General features: G+C 74.7%; 14 protein-coding genes. 8 read left to right on the top strand and 6 right to left on the bottom strand.

Features of this window, described 5'->3' with window-relative positions; genetic code table 11:
• Positions 1-138: 138 nt before the first annotated feature.
• The 3 genes from ABZ490_RS05025 (at position 139) to ABZ490_RS05015 (ending at position 5,020) form a co-directional block, all read left to right on the top strand.
• Positions 139-2,358, top strand: a complete 2,220-nt coding sequence (locus tag ABZ490_RS05025; protein WP_358984258.1) for an NADP-dependent isocitrate dehydrogenase — start codon at positions 139-141, stop codon at positions 2,356-2,358.
• Positions 2,359-2,542: 184 nt separating this feature from the next.
• Positions 2,543-3,853 carry a bifunctional o-acetylhomoserine/o-acetylserine sulfhydrylase gene (locus ABZ490_RS05020; protein ID WP_358984256.1) on the top strand — a complete coding sequence of 437 codons (1,311 nt, stop codon included), beginning with the start codon at positions 2,543-2,545 and terminating at the stop codon, positions 3,851-3,853.
• Complete coding sequence (locus ABZ490_RS05015; RefSeq protein WP_358984253.1) at positions 3,854-5,020, top strand: homoserine O-acetyltransferase; 1,167 nt, start codon at positions 3,854-3,856, stop codon at positions 5,018-5,020.
• On the opposite strand, the gene ABZ490_RS05010 is transcribed toward ABZ490_RS05015, so the two are convergent.
• The gene (locus tag ABZ490_RS05010; protein WP_358984248.1) at positions 4,998-5,339 is read right to left on the bottom strand and encodes a DUF5713 family protein; all 342 of its coding nucleotides are present in this window, start codon (positions 5,337-5,339) and stop codon (positions 4,998-5,000) included. The two genes, ABZ490_RS05015 and ABZ490_RS05010, sit on opposite strands and share 23 nt — an antisense overlap.
• A gap of 111 nt (positions 5,340-5,450) precedes the next feature.
• Here ABZ490_RS05010 and ABZ490_RS05005 point away from each other — a divergent pair, with 111 nt between their 5' ends.
• Positions 5,451-6,245 (top strand): N-formylglutamate amidohydrolase, encoded by a 795-nt coding sequence (locus ABZ490_RS05005; RefSeq protein WP_358984245.1) that lies wholly within the window; start codon positions 5,451-5,453, stop codon positions 6,243-6,245.
• Positions 6,246-6,258: 13 nt separating this feature from the next.
• Here ABZ490_RS05005 and ABZ490_RS05000 read toward each other — a convergent pair whose 3' ends face one another.
• The 3 genes from ABZ490_RS05000 to ABZ490_RS04990 all read right to left on the bottom strand — a co-directional run bounded on the left by ABZ490_RS05000 (position 6,259) and on the right by ABZ490_RS04990 (position 8,880).
• On the bottom strand, positions 6,259-6,804 hold the full coding sequence (locus ABZ490_RS05000; protein ID WP_358984242.1) for a hypothetical protein: 546 nt from the start codon (positions 6,802-6,804) through the stop codon (positions 6,259-6,261).
• Between the two features lie 5 nt (positions 6,805-6,809).
• Positions 6,810-7,385, bottom strand: a complete 576-nt coding sequence (locus ABZ490_RS04995) for a sigma-70 family RNA polymerase sigma factor (protein ID WP_358984239.1) — start codon at positions 7,383-7,385, stop codon at positions 6,810-6,812.
• A gap of 82 nt (positions 7,386-7,467) precedes the next feature.
• Positions 7,468-8,880, bottom strand: a complete 1,413-nt coding sequence (locus ABZ490_RS04990; RefSeq protein ID WP_358984236.1) for a S8/S53 family peptidase — start codon at positions 8,878-8,880, stop codon at positions 7,468-7,470.
• Positions 8,881-9,147: 267 nt separating this feature from the next.
• Here ABZ490_RS04990 and ABZ490_RS04985 point away from each other — a divergent pair, with 267 nt between their 5' ends.
• Positions 9,148-11,712 carry a CHAT domain-containing tetratricopeptide repeat protein gene (locus ABZ490_RS04985; RefSeq protein WP_358984340.1) on the top strand — a complete coding sequence of 855 codons (2,565 nt, stop codon included), beginning with the start codon at positions 9,148-9,150 and terminating at the stop codon, positions 11,710-11,712.
• 13 nt (positions 11,713-11,725) lie between these two features.
• Here the strand turns inward: ABZ490_RS04985 and ABZ490_RS04980 are convergent, their stop codons facing one another.
• Positions 11,726-13,861, bottom strand: coding sequence for a LuxR C-terminal-related transcriptional regulator (locus ABZ490_RS04980; RefSeq protein ID WP_358984233.1), 2,136 nt, complete (start codon positions 13,859-13,861; stop codon positions 11,726-11,728).
• Between the two features lie 96 nt (positions 13,862-13,957).
• Here ABZ490_RS04980 and ABZ490_RS04975 point away from each other — a divergent pair, with 96 nt between their 5' ends.
• Together ABZ490_RS04975 and ABZ490_RS04970 are read left to right on the top strand one after the other, a co-directional pair.
• Positions 13,958-15,043: a M12 family metallopeptidase gene (locus ABZ490_RS04975; RefSeq protein WP_358984230.1), complete on the top strand. Its 1,086-nt coding sequence runs from the start codon at positions 13,958-13,960 to the stop codon at positions 15,041-15,043.
• A 193-nt stretch (positions 15,044-15,236) separates the two neighbouring features.
• Positions 15,237-16,739, top strand: a complete 1,503-nt coding sequence (locus ABZ490_RS04970) for an MFS transporter (RefSeq protein ID WP_358984227.1) — start codon at positions 15,237-15,239, stop codon at positions 16,737-16,739.
• Here the strand turns inward: ABZ490_RS04970 and ABZ490_RS04965 are convergent.
• A complete protein-coding gene (locus ABZ490_RS04965) occupies positions 16,645-17,529 on the bottom strand; it encodes a rhodanese-like domain-containing protein (protein ID WP_358984224.1) in 885 nt (294 codons plus the stop codon). The two genes, ABZ490_RS04970 and ABZ490_RS04965, sit on opposite strands and share 95 nt — an antisense overlap.
• A 378-nt stretch (positions 17,530-17,907) precedes the next feature.
• Between ABZ490_RS04965 and ABZ490_RS04960 the strand changes: the two genes are divergently transcribed.
• The gene (locus ABZ490_RS04960; protein ID WP_358984221.1) at positions 17,908-18,828 is read left to right on the top strand and encodes an ABC transporter substrate-binding protein; all 921 of its coding nucleotides are present in this window, start codon (positions 17,908-17,910) and stop codon (positions 18,826-18,828) included.
• Positions 18,829-18,913 lie beyond the last annotated feature (85 nt).

Below are 18,913 nucleotides of genomic sequence, written 5' to 3'. Positions count from 1 at the left end.
CGGGCCGATCGGTTGCCCGTACGGCGGACATCGGAGCGAAAAGTGTGAGCGGAGCCCCGGCGGACCCCTGTCGAGCCCGCCCGCGTCACGAGATATCTTGATGTCGAGCAATGTTGCAGACGTGGAGCGGAGCACCCGGTGACTGACTCGACCATCATCTACACGCACACTGACGAGGCCCCGGCCCTGGCGACGTATTCCTTCCTGCCGGTGGTCCAGGCGTACGCCTCGCAGGCGGGTGTCGCCGTGACCACGCGGGACATCTCGCTGGCCGGGCGCATCATCGCCGTGTTCCCGGAGTACCTGGCCGAGGACCAGCGGATCCCGGACGCGCTGAGCGAGCTCGGCGAGCTGGCCAAGACGCCCGAGGCCAACATCATCAAGCTGCCGAACATCTCGGCGTCGATCCCCCAGCTCAAGGCCGCCGTCGCCGAGCTGCAGGGCCAGGGCTACGCGCTGCCGGACTACCCGGACGACCCGAAGACCGACGAGGAGCGGGAGATCCAGGCCCGCTACGACAAGGTCAAGGGCTCGGCCGTGAACCCGGTCCTGCGCGAGGGCAACTCCGACCGCCGCGCCCCCGCCTCGGTCAAGAACTACGCCAAGACCCACCCGCACCGCATGGGTGCCTGGAGCGCCGACTCCAAGACCAACGTGGCGACGATGGGCGAGAACGACTTCCGCTCCACCGAGAAGTCCGTGGTGATCTCCGAGGCCGGTTCGGTCCGGATCGAGCTGGTCGCCGAGGACGGCGCCACCACCGTCCTGCGCGAGTCCGTACCGGTCCTCGCGGGCGAGGTCGTCGACGCGTCCGTGCTGCACGTGGCCGCGCTGCGCGAGTTCCTCACCGCGCAGATCGCCGAGGCCAAGGCCCGGGGCGTGCTGTTCTCGGTGCACCTGAAGGCCACGATGATGAAGGTCTCCGACCCGATCGTCTTCGGCCACGTGGTGCGCGCCTTCTTCCCGAAGACCTTCGCGCAGTACGGCGCGACGCTCGCCGCCGCCGGCCTGTCCCCGAACAACGGTCTGGGCGGCATCCTGGGCGGCCTCGCCGCCCTCCCCGAGGGCGACGCGATCAAGGCCTCCTTCGACGCCGAGCTCGCCGAGGGCCCGGCCCTGGCGATGGTCGACTCCGACAAGGGCATCACCAACCTGCACGTGCCGTCCGACGTCATCGTCGACGCCTCGATGCCGGCCATGATCCGCACCTCGGGCCACATGTGGGGCCCGGACGGCCAGGAGGCCGACACCCTCGCGGTGCTGCCGGACTCCTCGTACTCCGGCGTCTACCAGGCCGTGATCGACGACTGCCGTGCCCACGGCGCCTACGACCCGTCGACCATGGGCTCCGTCCCGAACGTCGGCCTGATGGCGCAGAAGGCCGAGGAGTACGGCTCCCACGACAAGACCTTCGAGATCAAGGCCGCCGGCACGGTCCGTCTGGTCGACCAGGCCGGCGACGTGCTCATCGAGCAGCCGGTCGCCGAGGGCGACATCTTCCGCGCCTGCCAGACCAAGGACGCCCCGATCAAGGACTGGGTGAAGCTCGCCGTCACCCGCGCCCGCGCCACCGGCGACCCGGCCGTGTTCTGGCTGGACGAGACCCGCGCGCACGACGCCAACCTGATCGCCAAGATCGACGCCTACCTGCCGGAGCACGACACCGAGGGCCTGGACATCCGGATCCTCGCCCCGGTCGACGCCACCAAGCTGTCGGTGGAGCGCATCCGCCGCGGCGAGAACACCATCTCGGTGACCGGCAACGTGCTGCGCGACTACCTGACCGACCTCTTCCCCATCCTGGAGCTGGGCACCAGCGCCAAGATGCTGTCGGTCGTCCCGCTGATGGCGGGCGGCGGCCTGTTCGAGACGGGCGCCGGCGGCTCCGCGCCGAAGCACGTCCAGCAGCTGGTCAAGGAGAACTACCTGCGCTGGGACTCCCTCGGTGAGTTCTTCGCGCTCGTGCCGGCCCTCGAGCAGTACGCCACGGCCACCGGCAACGCCCGCGCCCAGGTCCTCGCCGACACCCTCGACGCCGCCACGGCGACCTTCCTCAACGAGGACAAGTCCCCGACCCGTCGCGTCGGCGGCATCGACAACCGCGGCAGCCACTTCTACCTGTCCCTGTACTGGGCGCAGGAGCTGGCGCGCCAGAGCGACGACGCGGAGCTGGCCAAGGCCTTCCAGCCGCTCGCCGAGACGCTCGCCGCGGCCGAGGGCACCATCGTCGACGAGCTGAACGCCGTCCAGGGCGAGGGCGCCGACATCGGCGGCTACTACCAGCCCGACCCGGCCAAGGCGGCGGCGGTCATGCGCCCGTCGGCCACCTGGAACGAGGCGCTCGCGTCCCTGAGCTGACGCACCCCGCTCCACCCCGCGCCCCGGCCGGCAACTCCCGGCCGGGGCGCGGCTTTTGTGTCGACTGTGTCAGCCGGATGTCATGTTTTTTGCAGATCGGTTCGGCCCCGGCCTGCCGTGCTTTCCTCCTCGCACGTCCCCCGCTCTCACCCGCACGCAGAGCACGAGGAGCACGAGGAGCACCATGAGCACGCAGTCCGACACCTCGGCCTGGTCGTTCGAGACCCGGCAGATCCACGCCGGGGCCGCCCCCGATCCGGTCACCGGCGCCCGCGCCACCCCGATCTACCAGACCACGTCCTTCGTGTTCCGGGACACCCGGCATGCCGCCGACCTGTTCGCGCTCGCCGAGCCGGGCAACATCTACACCCGGATCCACAACCCCACCCAGGACGTCCTCGAACAGCGGATCGCGGCCCTGGAGGGCGGCGTGGCCGCGGTCGCGCTGGCGTCCGGGCAGGCGGCGGAGACCCTCGCGATCCTGACGGTGGCGCGCGCGGGCGACCACATCGTGTCCAGCACCTCCCTGTACGGCGGCACGTACAACCTGCTGCGGCACACCCTGCCGCGGTTCGGCATCGAGGTGTCGTTCGTGGACGACCCGGACGACCCGGAGGCCTGGCGGGCGGCGATCCGGCCGCACACCAAGGCGCTGTTCGCGGAGTCGCTGGGCAACCCGCGCGGCAACGTCCTCGACATCCGGGCGGTCGCGGACGTGGCGCACGCGGCGGGCGTCCCGCTGATCGTGGACAACACCGTGCCGACGCCGTACCTGGTGCGGCCGATCGAGCACGGCGCGGACGTCGTCGTGCACTCGGCCACCAAGTTCCTCGGCGGGCACGGCACCACGATCGCCGGTGTGGTGGTGGACGGCGGCACCTTCGACTTCGGCGCGCACCCGGAGCGCTTCCCCGACTTCAGCGAGCCCGACCCCAGCTACCACGGCCTGCGGTACTGGCCGGCGCTCGGCCCGGGGGCGTACGCGATCAAGCTGCGGGTCCAGCTGCTGCGCGACCTCGGTCCGGCGCTCTCCCCGCACTCGGCGTTCCTGCTGCTCCAGGGCGTGGAGACGCTGAGCCTGCGCATCGAGCGGCACTCGGCGAACGCGCTCGCGCTCGCCGAGTGGCTGGAGCGGCGGGACGAGGTCGCCGTCGTCCACTACGCGGGCCTGGAGTCCAGCAGGTGGTACGAGGCGGGGCGGAAGTACCTGCCGCAGGGCGCGGGCGCGATCGTCTCCTTCGAGCTGCGGGACGGCATCGAGGCGGGCAAGCGGTTCGTGGACGCGGTGGAGCTGTTCAGCCATCTGGCGAACATCGGCGATGTGCGCAGCCTGATCATCCATCCGGCGTCCACGACCCACAGCCAGCTCGACGAGGAGCAGCTGGCGGCCACCGGCACCTCGCCGGGCCTGGTGCGGCTGTCGGTCGGCATCGAGAACCTCGCCGATCTGAAGGCCGACCTGGAGGCCGGTTTCCGCGCGGCCAAGGGCGCCTAGGTGACGCTGCCGAAGGAGGTCTCCCTGCCGCCGGCCACCGGGGCCTGGCGGGAGGGGGACCCGCCCGGGCGGCGGCGCTGGTACCGGGCCGAGCGCCCCCTCGCCCTGGAGGCGGGCGGTGAACTGCCGGGCGTACGGCTGGCGTTCGAGACCTGGGGGCGGCTCGCGCCGGACGCCTCCAACGCCGTGCTGGTGCTGCACGCGCTCACCGGGGACAGCCATGTCGCCGGAGCGGCCGGCGAGGGGCATCCGACGGCCGGCTGGTGGGACGCTCTGGTCGGTCCGGGGCGGCCGCTCGACACCGACCGCTGGTTCGTGGTCGCGCCCAATGTGCTCGGCGGCTGCCAGGGCAGTACGGGCCCGGCCTCGGCGCGCCCCGACGGGCGCCGGAGCTGGGGCGGGGCCTTCCCCTTCCTGACCCAGCGCGACCAGGTCGCCGCCGAGGCGGGGCTCGCGGACGCCCTCGGGGTGGCGCGCTGGGCGCTGGTCGTCGGCGGCTCGATGGGCGGCATGAGGGCGGTGGAGTGGGCCGTGTCCCGCCCGGAGCGGGTCGGCGCCCTGCTGCTGCTCGCCACGACGGCGGCGGCGAGCGCGGAGCAGATCGCCTGGGTGCAGATCCAGACCGGGGCCGTGCGCGCCGACCCGCACTGGCAGGGCGGCGACTACCACGACACCGGCCGTGGCCCCCTCGGCGGACTGGGTCTCGCCCGCCGGCTCGCCCATGTCACCTACCGCAGCGAGCCGGAGCTGCGGACCCGCTTCGGCCGTGCGCCCCAGGAGGGGGAGGACCCCTTCCGGGGCGGGCGCTACCAGGTGGGCTCGTATCTCGACCATCACGCGGCCAAGCTGGTGCGGCGGTTCGACGCGGCCAGCTATGTGGTGCTGTCCGAGGCGATGAACGCGCACGACGCCGGCCGGGGCCGGGGCGGGGCGCGGGCCGCCCTCGGCCGGGTGACCGCGCCCACCCTGGTGGCCGGCGTGGACTCCGACCGGCTCTATCCGCTCGCCCAGCAGGCCGAGCTGGCGGCCCTGATCCCGTCCGCCGACCGGCTCCGGGTGATCGGGTCGCCGTACGGCCACGACGGGTTCCTGATCGAGACGGAGCAGGTCGCCGCGCTCGTGCGGGAGCTCCTCGGTACGGCGGTCACCAGTCCCGGGTGGCGATGAGCTCCTCCAGGTCCGCGTCGGTGAAGCCGTAGGCCCGGGCGACGAACCAGAAGTCCTCGGCTATCTCCTCCCGGGCCACCGTCTCGATCTCGCTGCCGGCCTCCCAGAAGGCGTCCTGGAGCATGTTGAACTCCTCGGTGGCGGCGTGCGTCAGGGCGTACAGCCCGTCGAGGTCCGCGGGCCGCTCCGCCTCGACGCGCGCGCACAGCCGCAGCAGGATGTCCCGGCCGCGGTCCACCACGGGGTCCGGGTAGTAGTCGTCCCGGTACAGCGCCTTCAGGAACGCGTGCCCCGTCACCTGCTCGTTCGTCACTGCCATGCCCGTCCCCGCCCTCGCGCCCCGTCGTGCTGTGATGGCATCTCCGCAGGCGTCCGCGCCCGCACCACCGATCATGCACCACGCCACTGACAACGCCCCGGGAGCCGCCCGATGACCCCTGCCGCACCCTCCTTCGTCCTTCTCCCCGGAGCGGCCGCGTCGCCGGTGATCCTGCATGTGCCGCACGCGGCGCGGGAGATCCCGGCCGGGGTGCGGGCGGACATCGTGCTGGAGGACGCGGCGCTGGAGCGGGAGCTGGACCACATCACCGACGCGCACACCGACCGGATCGCCGAGGAGGCGGCCCGGCTGGCGGGGGTGACGCCCTGGCGGTTCGTCAACCGGCTGTCGCGGCTGGTCGTCGATCCGGAGCGGTTCCCGGACGAGCGGGAGGAGATGCGGGCGGTCGGGATGGGGGCCGTGTACACGCGGACCACGCACGGGGAGGTGCTGCGGGGCGCCGGCCACGACCCCGGGCCGCTGGTCGAGCGGTACTTCCGGCCGTACGCCGACGCCATGACCGAGGCGGTGCGGGAGCGGCTCGCGGCGGTCGGGCGGGCCGTCGTGGTCGACGTGCACTCGTATCCCGCCGAGCGGCTGCCCTACGAGCTGCACGGCGCGGGGCCGCGTCCGCCGGTCTGTCTGGGCACCGACGCCTTCCACACCCCGCCGGAGCTGCTCGCCGCCGCGCGGGCCGCGTTCGCGGGGATCGGGGAGACCGGGCTGGACAGCCCGTTCGCCGGGACGTACGTGCCGCTGGAGCACTACGGGCGGGAGCCCGCGGTGTCCGCGCTGATGGTGGAGATCCGGCGGGACACCTACCTGAGCGAGCCGGGCGGGCCGGCCGGGGCGGGACTGCCCCGGCTGGCCTCGGCCCTCGCGGCCCTGGTGGACGCCGTGTCCTGAGGGCCGCCCGCGGTCAGGCCCGCATCCACTCGGTGACGACCACCTCGCCGCCGGTCCGCAGCCGCAGGGCGAACGGGCCGGTGGGCGGGGTGGGGCAGGCGAAGCGGCCCATGGCGTCGGCGGTGAGCGCGGCCCCCGCGCGCGGGCCGTGCAGGACCTCGACCGAGGCGGACTGCGGCGGCAGCAGCTGCCCCAGCAGTCCCTCCTCGGACACCTCCACGTCGACCGTGAGGCCACCGGTGTGGAAGGTCAGCATCCGCGGCACGTCCCCGGCTCCCCTGACGGGGATCGCGTCGGTCAGCGAGTCGAAGGTCAGCTCGGCGATCCGGGCGTCCAGATCGTGCAGTGCGTACGCCTCGACGGCGATCCGGCACAGCTCCGCCGGGACCGGATCGAGGATGGCGGCGGCCTGGCGGAGCTCCTCCTCCAGGCTCCCGAGGTCGAACTCGTCGTCCTCGAAGCCCTCCTCGAAGCCGTCGTTCAACCCCTCGTCCACCCGGTCGTCGGACCTGCCGTCGGACCTGTCGTGGAACCGGTCGTGGAACCTGTCGTCGCTCATGCCGTTCACAGTGCTCCCCGTGCGTCGAGTCGGGCCCGCAGACGGCGCAGACATCGCTGGCGCATCGGTCCGATGCTGCCGACGGCGATGCCGAGCGCGGTCGACACCTCCTGGTAGCTGGGCGGCGGCGAGGAGACCAGCACCCGCAGCAGCTGCCGGCAGCGGTCGCCGAGCGCCTCGAGCTCCTGCCACAGGAAGCGGACGCGCTCGCTCTGCGCGGCCGCCTCCTCCGAGTCGAGGACCGACTGCTCGGGCGTCGGTGCCTCGCTGGCGCGGTCGAGCAGCTGGGGATCGTCGGTCGGTGTCAGCCGCCTTAAGCTCTTGAGCACCTTCAGGCACTCGTTGCGCGCGGTGCTCGCGATCCACGAGCCCGCCTTCTCCGGTTCGCGGATCCGGCCGAGGTGCTGGGCGAAGCGGAACCACACGGTCTGGTAGACCTCGTGTCCGTCGGCCTCGGAGAGCCGGTGTGCGCGCACGACCGACCACACCAGCGGACTCAGCCCTTCCACGAGCGCCTTCCAGGCCGCCGTTTCACCGTCGACGGCCGACCGGACGAGCGCGCCGACATCTGTACGGTCCACGGCCCCACCCCTCGTGTACGGCCTGTCATCGTACGCCGTGACGGGTGCTCCTTCGGACCTCACGGGCTTCCCGCCCGCGCGCTCAGGCCGGGCCGACCGGGGTCGCACTCCAGCCGAACGGGCGCAGCGCCGGGACGTGCGCCCCGCGCACTTCGGCGAACTCGGTGTTCTTCTCGAGCAGTTGACGGGCGGCGGCACGGGGATCGGTCTCCTTGTTCACGGTCATGTGGGCCGCGACGAGCCCGGCGACCAGGGGGGTGGCGAACGAGGTCCCGCTCCAGGAGGCGAGCCCCTCGAACATCACCTGGTCCGGCTTGCCCGCGCCGTCGCTGAGCACGCCGGTGTGGCGCGGGGAGCGGCAGGTGCAGGCGTAGCCGAAGCCGTAGCGGCAGCTGTCGTAGGTGGAGTGCTGGTAGACGTACGGGACGGGTGTCGAGAACCCGGTGAGGGCGCCGGTGAGGCGCTCGCCGGGGGCGTAGACCCGTACCCAGGGGCCGTGGTTGCTGAAGCAGGCGCCGAACTCGCCGTCGGCGCGCAGCGCGCCGACCGACAGCACGGCGTCGGCGTACTCGGGCAGGGCACCGTAGGCGGCCGGCCAGAAGGGGGTGGCGCTGGCGTTGTTGCCGGCGGCCGCGACCAGCAGGGTGCGCTGTGCGCTCAGGGCCCGCAGGAACGCGTCGAGGCCGAGGAGGCCGTCGACCCGGCCGTTGGAGGTGCCGGCGGAGAGGCTGAGGATGTCCGGCCAGCCGCCCTGTTCCACGGCGTCGAAGAGCCTTTCGCCGAACTCGTCCTCGAGGATGGCGCCGCAGTCGTTGAGCGTGTTGCGCACGGTGACGTCGGTGTTGGGCGCGACGGCCGCGACCAGTCCGGCGATGAACGTGCCGTGGCCGACGTACTGCTGGAGGACGCCGTCCTGGTCGGTCTCCTGGATCTGGAGGTCGCCGTCGGTGTGGGCGAGCGGCGGGTAGGAGCGGTAGTCGTGCATCAGGCCGGTGTCGATCACCAGGACGCCCACGGCGGAGTCCGGGTCGTGACCGCCCTCGGCCGGGGCGGGGTTGGGCAGGCCGGTGGCCGGGGCGGGCACGGGTTCGTCGCCGGGGCAGGCGTTGACGGAGATCGACACCACGTGGTTGCGGCTGACCAGGCGGCGTCCGGTACGGCCCTCCGCCTCGCGCAGGGCGCGCACGGCGCCGGCGACGGCGTGGTCGGCGGTGCGGTCGCCCTGGCCGGGGTCGCCGACCCGGATGCGGGTGATGCCGGAGCGGTTGGTGCGCGGTCCCGCGCGGCTGACGTCGTCGGCGGTCAGTCCGTCGGTCGCGGTGAAGTGGGCGCGGACGGTGTCCTCGACGACCTGCGCCTCCTCTCCGTCGCGGGCGAGCACGACGCCCTTCTCGTAGATGAACTCGGCGGAGTCGTCGGGCCCCATCGCGAGCGGTACGCCGGGCAGCGCGCGCTGGATCTGGTCGAACTGTTCGTGGAATCGCCGTGGTGCCATGCCGTGTCCTCCCCCTGGCCGGTGTGTCGTCAGTCTGATCCGCGAGGCGGTCCGCTGATACAGGTGGTGCGACGGCGGGGACGGTGGTGCGGTTGCGGAACGGGGTGGCGTACTTGTGTGCGTACGCCCCCTGCCTCGCCGTCCCCGGCCCGCCGCCCGCCCGCCGATACCGGCCGATACGGCTCCCGACCGGTGTGGCCTGCCGTGCGGAGCACTACCATCCGTGGAGTGACAGCGGGAAACGACCCGGTTCTCGAACTGCTGCCGATGGTGTTCGCCGCCCCCAACGACGCGTTGTCGCGGGCGGAGGGAGTGCTCGACGCCGACCCGACGCCGTTGCGCGCCTCGGTCGCGCATCAGGTGATCGGTATCTGGCAGCGCGACTGGGGCGACATGCGGCTCGCCCTGGACCATCTGCGGCGCGCCCGCGACCTGGCGGCCCGCGCGGACTCCGCGGAGCGCGAGGCGGACGTACTGGCCACGCTCGGGGTCGCGCTGGTGCACGCCGGCCGCACCCGGCAGGGCCTGACGGCCTTCGAGCGGGGGATCGCGCGCGGGAGCGGCCACACCCGCGCGCGCGTGCTGTACCGGCGGGCCTATTCGTGGTGGGTGCTCGGGCACCACCCGGAGGCGCTGGAGGACGTACGGCGGGCGATCCCGGTGCTGCGGCAGGCGGACGACGTGATCTGGACGGCGCGTGCGCTGACCCTGCGCGCCACCGTGCACCTCGCGCTCGGGGCGGTGGAGCGGGCGGAGGCGGACTTCACGGCGGCCGAGGCGCTGTGGGACACCACCGGCCAGGAGCACGACAAGGCGGACGCGGTGGAGAGCCGGGGGCTGGCCGCGTTCCGCTCCGGGGACGTCCCGGCGGCGCTGCGGCTCCTCGACGAGGCCGAGGAGCGGTACGCCAAGCTCGGCACGCCCACCTTCATGCTCAACATCCGCCGCTGCGAGGTGCTGATGGCGGCCGGGCTGGCGCCGGAGGCCCTCGCCGAGGCGGACGCGGCCATAGCCGTGCTGGACGGCATCGGCGGCCAGTCCACCCGCAAGGCGGAACTGCTGCTGGCCGCCGCCAAGGCCGCCCGGCTGGCGGGGGACGCGGGGACGGCGATCGCGCGGGCGGCGGTCGCGGTGCGGCTGTTCGCCGGGCAGCGGCGCACCTGGTGGGAGGCGCACGCCCAACTCGTGCTGATCGACGCGCGGGTGGCGGCCGGGCGGGGATCGGGACGGCTGGTCGCCGACGCGGTCAGGGTGGCGGAGCGGCTGTCCTCGTTCGGGGCGCCGGCCGCACCGGAGGCCTGGCTGCTGGCGGGCCGGATCGCCCTCGGCCTGGACTGGTCGGCGGACGCCGAACGCTATCTGGAGGTCGCCGCGCGCAGCCGGCGCAGCGGGCCGCCGCTGGCGCGGATGACGGGCTGGGCGGCCCAGGCGCTGTGGGCCCGGGCCACCGGGTCGGACCGGGGGGTGCTGGAGGCCTGCCGGCGCGGACTCGCCGTCCTCGACGACCACCGGACGACGCTGGGCGCCTCGGAGCTGCGGGCCCGGGCCACCGCGCAGGGGGCCGAACTGGCCGCGCTGGCCCAGCAGGTGAGCCTGGAGCGGGGCGGGCCCCGCCGGCTGCTGGAGTGGAGCGAGCGCTGGCGGGCGACGGCCCTGTCCACCCCGCCGACCCGGCCGCCCGCCGATCCGGCGCTGCTGAGCGGGCTGACCGCGTTCCGGGTGATCGCGGCGCGCGCGGAGGAGGCCCGGATGGACGGGCGGCCGGTGCCCGCCCTGGAGCGGGAGCAGCGCCGGCTGGAGCGGGAGATCCGTTCCCGGACCCTGCACATCCGCGGTCATGCGCCGGGGTACGGCGGCCGGTTCGACGCGGGCCGGCTCCTGGACCGGCTCGGGGACGGGCACCTCGTCGAACTCGCCGTGCTGGACGGGCGGGTGCAGGTGCTGCTGTGCGGCGGGGGGCGGGTGCGGAGGTTCACCGGCGGGCTGCTGGCGGAGGCGGAGCGCGAGGCCGAGTACGTGCAGTCGGCGCTGCGCCGGCTGGCCCACCCGGGCGGGGAGGCGCGGCTGCCGCTGGCCGAGACGGCGGGGCGGCGGCTGGAGGAGCTGCTGCTGGGCGAGGCGGCCGGTCGGCTGGGCACGGGGCCGGTGGTGGTGGTGCCCCCGGCACGGCTGCACCGGGTCCCGTGGGCGCTGCTGCCGTCGCTGCGCGAGCGGGTGGTGAGCGTGTCGCCGTCGGCGAGCGCCTGGCTGCGGGCCCGGGACACCGAGCCGCCGCCGGGCGGCCGGCAGGTCCTGGTGCGCGGGCCGGGGCTGGCGACCGGCGGCGCCGAGGTGCCGGAGGTGGCGGGGCGGTACGGCAGGCCCACGGTGCTGGAGCAGGACGACGCGCACGGCAACCGGGTGCTGCGGGAGCTGGACGGGGCCGGGCTGGCGCACATCGCCGCGCACGGCACCTTCCGCGCCGACAGCCCGATGTTCTCGGCGCTGCGGATGGCCGACGGCCCGCTGATCGTCCATGACTTCGAGCGGCTCTCCCGCAGCCCCTACCGGATCATCCTCTCCAGCTGTGACACCGCCCGGCTGGCCTCGGTCGGCGCCGACGAACTCCTCGGCCTGGTCGCCGCGTTGCTGCCGCTGGGCACGGCGGGCGTGGTGGCGAGCAGCGCTCCGGTGAACGACGCGGCGGTGGTGCCGCTGATGCTGGCGCTGCACAAGGGCCTCAGCGACGGCGCCGGTCTCGCGGAGGCGCTGCGCGACGCCCGGGCCGCACTGCCGGGGGACGCGCTGCACCAGGCGACGGGGTGGGCGTTCACGGCGTTCGGCGCGGCGTGAACACCCCTGACCGCTAGGCGGGTTGTTCCATCAGGCAGGGCAGGGCCGCCCGGTCCCCGGCGCCGAGGCGGGTGTAGGCGCCGTAGAGGTGGTTGCCGACCGTGCGGACGGACAGGGTGAGCCGCTCGGCGATCTGACGGTTGCTCAGACCGGCGGCGGCGAGGGTGACGATCTGCCGTTGCCGGGCGGTGAGTTCGCCCAGGGCGGGTCCGGACAGGGCCGGGGTGCGCGCGCCGGGGCAGCGGCGGGCCAGGGCGACGGCCCGGGTGCGGGCGGTGCGGGCGGCCGTGGGGTCGCGGTGGACCCGTACCGCCTGGGCGTGCGCCTCCGCCGCGAACAGCAGGAACCCGCGCTCCGCCAGCTCCTCCGCGACCCGGTTCAGGGCGGGACCGTCGGCGTCGGCGAGGGCCTGGGCGTGCCGGGCGAAGACACCGCCGGGCGGAAGCAGACCGAGCGCGCGTTCGGGGGCGCCGAGGCGTACGGCGGCGTAGGGGTCACCGCCCCCGTCCCCGGCAGGCTCCGACTCGCCCAACTCGACTGCTGCCAGGGCAAGTTCGCGACGGCATGCGAGGACAGCCGCCGCACCGACGCCCTCGCCACGGCACGCGCTGCCCGCCGCCGCACCGCCGGTCTCGCCGCCACGGCACGCGCTGCCCGCCACCGCACCGCCGGTCTCGCCGCCACGGCACGCGCCGCCCGCCACCGCACCGGCACCGTCGTCGTCACGGCATGCGCTGCCCGCCGCCGCACCGCCGGTCTCGTCGCGGCGGGCGGAGTTGGCCGCCGCGCCGCCGGTCTCGTGGCCGCGGGCGGTGTTCGCCGCCGCACCGCCGGTCTCGCCGCCACGGCACGCGCCGCCCGCCACCGCACCGGCACCGTCGTCGTCACGGCACGCGCTGCCCGCCACCGCACCGCCGGTCTCGTCGCGGCGGGCGGAGTTGGCCGCCGCGCCGCCGGTCTCGTGGCCGCGGGCGGTGTTCGCCGTCGTGCTCGCCAGGCCCTCCCTCGCCCAGGCCGCGGCCTCGCGGGGCTGTCCGCGCAGGCGTGCGTGGCGGGCGCGGACGGCCGCGTACCCGGGCGGGACGGTCTCCCCCTCGGCGACCAGCCACTCCCCCACCGGGGCCCGCCCGGCGCGGAGGTCGGCCCGGGCGATGCCGTGGGCCAGGGCGGCCGCCTCGGCGTCGAGGGCGTCCTCCAGGGGCCGGCGGCCGGCGGTCAGGCGCCGTGTGCGCAGCCGGCCGGCGGCGGCCCGCAGCACGGGACCGTGGAGGGGGTCGGCGAGGCGTACGGTCGCGGGCTCGCCGTCCTCCGCCGCGATCAGGCCGTCCGCCTCCAGGCGTTCGAGGACCCTCAGGTCGAGGGTGTCCACGGGCAGCGGCAGGGGTTCGGCGAAGGCGAGCCGGTCGAGGGTCTCGCGTTCCTCCGGGCACGGGCGGGTCAGGACGGGGGCGGCACGTTCGCGCAGGGTGGGGGTCAGCGGGACCGGCCCGCGCCAGGCCGGCTCCTCGGTGCCGGGCGCCGGGATGAGCAGGCCCTCGTCGCGTACGGCGGCCAGGAGGTCGCGCAGCAGGCGCAGATCGCCCCGGCACAGGCGGTGCAGCCGGCCGACGGTGAGGGGGGCGAGGGGGCCGCCCGCGTCGGCCGTGAGCACCTGGGCGACGTCCTCGGCGGGGAGCGGCTCCAGGGCCAGCCGGGGCAGCAGCTCGCCGGTCCACAGCCGGGTGACGGCGTCGGGCGCGCGGACGCCCTCGGTGACGACGACCAGCAGCCGGGTGCGGCCCCGGACGGCGAGCTGGTGCAGCAGCGCGGCGGAGGCGTCGTCGAGGAGATGGGCGTCGTCGACCAGCAGCAGTTTGACGCCGGACAGGAGCCGGACGGCCCGGTGGAGGGTGACGCGCTCGGGGAGCAGATGGGCGAACGCGGCGAAGGCGGTGCCCCGGGCGCCGGGGGTGCCGGCCGCGCGGACGCAGTCGGTGGAGCGGACCGCCTCGGCCGCCAGCCGGGTGCGGCCGCAGCCCGGCGGTCCCGTCAGCACGATGCCCGGCCGGCCCGCCGCCAGCGCACTGCGCACCAGCTCCCGTTCCTCCTCCCGACCGGTGAACGGCAGCGGCAGGCGCAGGGCCCCGGTACGCGTCTCGATCGTCGTCACGTCATCAGGAGCCCGGATGCTCAGGTCTGATACAGGGCGACTTGAGTAGCCCCCGACTCAGGCGTTCGGCCCGGCCGTCACGGCACGCTGGTGCCCATGACCGCCCGTTACTGCTCGCTCGCGCAGCAGCCGGTCCCCGCCTTCGCGCCGGGGCTGGCCGCCGAGCGGCTGGGCGCGCTCCTGAGCGGGCGCCGGATGTGGGTCAACGGCACGGTCCTGCACTACCACTTCTGCACCGGCGAGAGCGATGCCTCGGTGATACCGGTGCCGGGTTCGGGGGGCACCCGGCGGGTGTCGTGGGTGGGCGGCGAGGAGCAGCGGGACGTGGTGCGCGACTGCTTCCGCGAGTGGGCCGGGCTGGGGATCGGGGTGTCGTTCGCCGAGGTCGCGGACCGTTCGGAGGCGGAGCTGCGCATCGGCTTCCAGCAGGGGGACGGGTCCTGGTCGGCGGTGGGCCGGGACGCGCTGTTCGCGGGACTCAACGAGCGGACCATGAACTTCGGCTGGGACCTGACCGCCCCCGGGGAGCGGGCGACGGCCCTGCACGAGATCGGGCACGCGCTCGGCATGCAGCACGAGCACCAGAGCCCGTTCGCGGGCATCCACTGGGACGACGAGGCGGTCTACGCCGATCTGGCGGGCCCGCCGAACCACTGGAGCCGGGACCGCACGTACTTCAACGTCCTGCGCAAGCTGGATCCGGCCGAGGTCAACGGCTCGGTGTGGGATCCGCAGTCCGTGATGGAGTACCCCTTCGCGGCGGGGCTGATCCTGGAGCCGGAGCAGTTCCGGGGCGGGATCCACCCGCCGGGGGCGCTCTCCCCGCTGGACGAGGAGTTCGTGCTGCGCTGGTACCCGCCGCTCGCCGCACCGCGGCCGCCGGCGCTGGTGCCGTTCCGCTCGGTGGCGCTGTCGCTGGGCCCCGGTGAGCAGGCCGACTTCACCGTGGAGCCACGGGAGACCCGGGAGTACACGGTGGGCACCTTCGGGGAGGGTGACGCGGTCGTGGTGGTCTTCGAGGAACGGGACGGCGAACCCCGTTTCCTCGCCGGCCGGGACGACGGCGGCACCCCGCGCAACGCCACGATCGGGGCGCGGCTCGTCAAGGGCCGCCGCTACTTCGTGCGGGTCCGCCTGTACTCCGGCTGGGGTTCGGGCGAGACGGCGGTCATGTGCTGGTGAGCGGCACGGGACCGCGTGCAGACCACTGTCCGGCGCCGGGGGAAGGGCCGGGGACGACGTCTCCTTCGGGGGAGGGAGATGCCGTCCCCGGCCGCGCCCGCCGTCGGGCCCTGTGCGAACGGGGTGTTTCCGTCGTGCGAACAGGTGGACCGGCGGCGGGACTCCCGCGTCCGGACGGTGTGATCATGAGGCCATGCTCCCGGGAGAGGATCGCGCGGCCCGGCGGGTGCTGACGGTCTGTCTGGCGGCCGGGGCGACGACCCTGCTGGACCAGTCGGTCCTCACCATCGCCGTGCCGGCGCTGCGTCAGTCGCTGTCCGCCGGCGCCATGGACGTGCAGTGGATCGTCTCCGGCTACTCGCTCGCCTTCGGACTGGCCCTGGTGCCCGGCGGCAGTCTGGGGGATGTGCGCGGCCGCAAACACCTGTTCCTCGTCGGCCTCGCCACGTTCGTGGTGTGCGGTGTGGTCGCCGCCACCGGGACCCGGCCCGGCACGGTGGTGGCGGCCCGGCTGGTGCAGGGCGCGGGTGCGGGTCTGGTGAACTCCCAGGTGATCGGCACCCTCCAGGACGTCTTCCGGGGCCTGGACCGGGCGCGTGCCCTCGGCCTGTACGCGGTCACCGGCGGGGTGGCGGCGGCGCTGGGTCCGGCGCTCGGCGGCGCCCTGGTCGCCCTGTGCGGTGCCGACACGGGCTGGCGGCTGTGCCTGTTGCTGAGCACGCCGTGCGGGGTGCTCACCCTGTGGCTGGCGGCCCGCCGGCTGCCCCCGCCCCGGCGGGTCGCCGCGCCCGGCCGCCTCGACGTGTGGGGACTGGTGTGCGTCGCGGCGCTGGCGCTGTCGCTGATGCTGCCGTTCATCAGGACGCCCGACGGAGGCCGGGGGATCGCGCTGTGGGGAGCGGCGGCACTGGCGGCGGCGGGCGGTCTGGTGCTGGGGCAGTGGTGGCGGGTACGGCGGGACCGGGTGCCGCTGGTGCATCCGTCGCTGGTGCGGTCGGCGCCGTACGTGCTCGGCACGGTGGTCGCGATGGCGCAGTTCGGCGCGTCGATGGCGGCGAGTCTCGTGCTGGCGCTGTTCCTCCAGAGCGGGCTCGGCCTGTCGGCGCTGACCACGGCGGCGGTGACCCTGCCGTCGGCCGTCGCCATGGGCGTGTCCTCGGCGGTGGCGTGGCGGGTGGTGCGCCGGATCGGCGCGCACACGGTCACCGCCGGACTGGCTCTGGGGGTCCTCGCGTTGCTGGCCGGCGCGCTGGCGGCGACGCGTCTGCCGCCGGCCGTGCTGCCCGTGGCGCTGGCCGTGGTCCAGCTGGGCTCGGGGGTCGCGGGCGGTCTGGCGGTCTCCCCCAACCAGACCCGGGTGCTCCGGCACGCGCCCGCCGAGGCGGCGGGGGTGGCGGGCGGCATCCTGCAGATGGCCCAGCGCATCGCGGCGGCGGTGTGCCTGAGCGCGGTGTCCGGGATCTATCTGCGGGGGTCGACGGGGGCGGAGGGCGTGGCGGGAGCGCCGAGGACGGCGTTCGCCGTGGCGTCGGTGGTGTGCGCGGGGCTGCTCGGGGTGGGGCTGGTGCTGAGCGCGGTGCTGCGGCGGGAGCCCGCCGCGGTCAGGCGCCCGTCTCCAGCGGTCGCGCCGGATCCTGCGACCACTCCTCCAGCGAGCCGTCGTACAACGAGACGTCCGCACGACCCAGCAGCGTGAGGGCCAGTGCCGTCCCCGCGGCCGAGATGCCCCCGCCGCAGTACAGCACGACCGGGGTGTCCCGGGTGCCGAGCACGGCGCCGACGCGAGCGGCGAGGTCGTCCGGGGGCAGCATCCGGCCCTGCGCGTCGAGCAGTTCGCGACCGGGAAGACTGCGGCTCGCGGGGATGTGTCCCCGGCGGCCGTAGCGCGTGGGGACGGAGCCGTCGTACCCGCCCGCGGGCAGGGCGCAGACGAGTGTCCCCGGGCGCTCTCCCCGGCTGATCGCGCCCACTTCGTGGACATCGGTCCACAGTTCGGGACGCGGTCGCGGGGTGACCGGGGCGACCGGCCGCACCGGCTCCGCCACCTCGCCGGAGACGACCGGCCGGCCCGCCGCCGCCCAGGTCTCCAGGCCGCCGTCGAGCACGGCCGCGGGCACCGAGATCGCGCGCAGCATCCACCACAGCCGCGCGGCCCAGATCCCGCCCCCGGTGTCGTAGGCGACCACCGAGCAGCCCTCGCCCACCCCCACCCGGGCGAGGGCGGCGGCCAGCGCCCCGGGGGACGGCACCGCGAAGTGGTACGGCGCCTCCGGGTCCGAGAAGTCGCCGGTCAGATCGGCGTGCCGGGAGCCGGGAAGACGACGCTCCCGCCAGCCGTCGCGACCGCTCGCCGAGCGGTGGTCGCCGTCGTGCCGCGGCGAGGGCAGCAGCGCGGTGGCGTCCAGCACCACCAGACGCGGATCGCCGAGACGGGCGGCCAGCCACGCGTCGTCGACCAGGGGACCGGGCAGCGGGGAGGGGGTCATGGCGGCCGATGCTACGCCCGCGACCTGGGCGTCTTGCCCGTCGGGCGGCCTCGTCTCACATTTCGGATCATGCTTGCGCGGCGCGGGTCGGCTGCCGTTATGGTTCGGCCATCTACGCGGGAGCCCCTCCCCGACCGGGCTGAGAGGGCGTCTGGGATCCGTGCGCCGAGCACGGTCCCCATGGGGACGCCGACCGCACCAACCGCACCAACCAGGTGCCCCGCGTAGGAGTTCACGTGTCCGCAGCAGTAGAGCCGAAGCCTCCGGTGGCCTGTGCCCCGGTGTGCCGCTCCTGTTGTTGTCGCCGCTCCCGCTGACACGCCCCACCCTCTCGTCTCCCTCCCCGCCGCGTCCGCGCGCAGTTCCCGGAGTACCTCCATGCCTCACATACGGGTCATGCTCGACTATTTCCACCCGTGGCCCAATGCGGCCGGTCTGTACGTCTCCCGTGCCCGTGCCTGGTTCGCCGAGGCCGGTCTGGACGTGGAACTGGTGGTGCAGGACCCGGGGCGGGGCGACACGCTGGAGTATCTGGCGCGGGGCGAGGTGGACTTCGGCATCTTCCCGCCGAACAGACTGCTGGAGCGCCGGGCCCGGCACCGGCAGCCGCTGATCGCCGTGGCCGCCGTCAACCACCGGGGGCTGGAGGCGATCCAGACCACCGCATCGACCGGCATCACCCGCCCCCGCGACCTCACCGGCCGGCGGATCGCCTTCAACCCGACACCGCGCGGCCGGGCGATGGTCCGTCATCTGGTCGCGGCCGACGGCGGCGACCCGGACACCGTGATCACCGTGGACGCGGGCAGCCGTGAGCTGACCGTCGACGACATCGAGGCCGGCGAGGCGGACGCGACGTTCGGGAACTACTGGTCCTGGGACGCACTGCGCGGCGACCTGCCGGAGGACCGGCGGGTGACCTGGCCGGTGGACGAGATCGGCGCGCCCCGCTACCACAGCTACCTGCTGGGCACGAGCGAACGGCTGCTCGCGGAACGGCCCTCGCTCGTACGGGACTTCCTGGCCGTGACGGCCCGCGGCTACACGGCCGCCGCCCGGGAACCGGACCGGACACTGGAGCTGCTGGAGCGGGTCATCCCGTACTTCCCCCGCCCCCTCATCGCGCGTTCCCTCGCTCTCGTCGCGCCCACCTGGACGGCCGAGGACGGCCGCTGGGGCGTGATCGACACGGACCGCATGGGTCCCTACGCGCACTGGCTCGCGGAGAACGGGGCCCTCGCGGACGACGGGGACTGGGACCGGTCCTTCACCAACTCCCTGCTGGACGTGACCGCGTGACCTTGCTGACCCGACGGCTCGCCGTCGACTTCAAGCGGGTGGACAGCGCGCTGTGTCGGGCCTGACCGCCCCTCACCGCCCGACT

Source organism: Streptomyces sp. NPDC005811, assembly GCF_040630405.1.
In the GTDB taxonomy this organism is placed as follows: Bacteria; Actinomycetota; Actinomycetes; order Streptomycetales; family Streptomycetaceae; genus Streptomyces.
Note: the sequence above shows the minus strand (reverse complement) of the source record. Positions and strands in the feature narration are given on the sequence as shown.

What these genes read in the sequence shown, in the direction of transcription:
- ABZ490_RS04970 (WP_358984227.1), top strand. Translation starts at nt 15,237, where the DNA reads ATGCTCCCGGGAGAGGATCGCGCGGCCCGGCGGGTGCTGACGGTCTGT.
- ABZ490_RS04990 (WP_358984236.1), bottom strand. Translation starts at nt 8,880, where the DNA reads ATGGCACCACGGCGATTCCACGAACAGTTCGACCAGATCCAGCGCGCG.
- ABZ490_RS04965 (WP_358984224.1), bottom strand. Translation starts at nt 17,529, where the DNA reads ATGACCCCCTCCCCGCTGCCCGGTCCCCTGGTCGACGACGCGTGGCTG.
- ABZ490_RS04975 (WP_358984230.1), top strand. Translation starts at nt 13,958, where the DNA reads ATGACCGCCCGTTACTGCTCGCTCGCGCAGCAGCCGGTCCCCGCCTTC.
- ABZ490_RS05000 (WP_358984242.1), bottom strand. Translation starts at nt 6,804, where the DNA reads ATGAGCGACGACAGGTTCCACGACCGGTTCCACGACAGGTCCGACGGC.
- ABZ490_RS05010 (WP_358984248.1), bottom strand. Translation starts at nt 5,339, where the DNA reads ATGGCAGTGACGAACGAGCAGGTGACGGGGCACGCGTTCCTGAAGGCG.
- ABZ490_RS04960 (WP_358984221.1), top strand. Translation starts at nt 17,908, where the DNA reads ATGCCTCACATACGGGTCATGCTCGACTATTTCCACCCGTGGCCCAAT.
- ABZ490_RS04985 (WP_358984340.1), top strand. Translation starts at nt 9,148, where the DNA reads ATGGTGTTCGCCGCCCCCAACGACGCGTTGTCGCGGGCGGAGGGAGTG.
- ABZ490_RS05020 (WP_358984256.1), top strand. Translation starts at nt 2,543, where the DNA reads ATGAGCACGCAGTCCGACACCTCGGCCTGGTCGTTCGAGACCCGGCAG.
- ABZ490_RS05005 (WP_358984245.1), top strand. Translation starts at nt 5,451, where the DNA reads ATGACCCCTGCCGCACCCTCCTTCGTCCTTCTCCCCGGAGCGGCCGCG.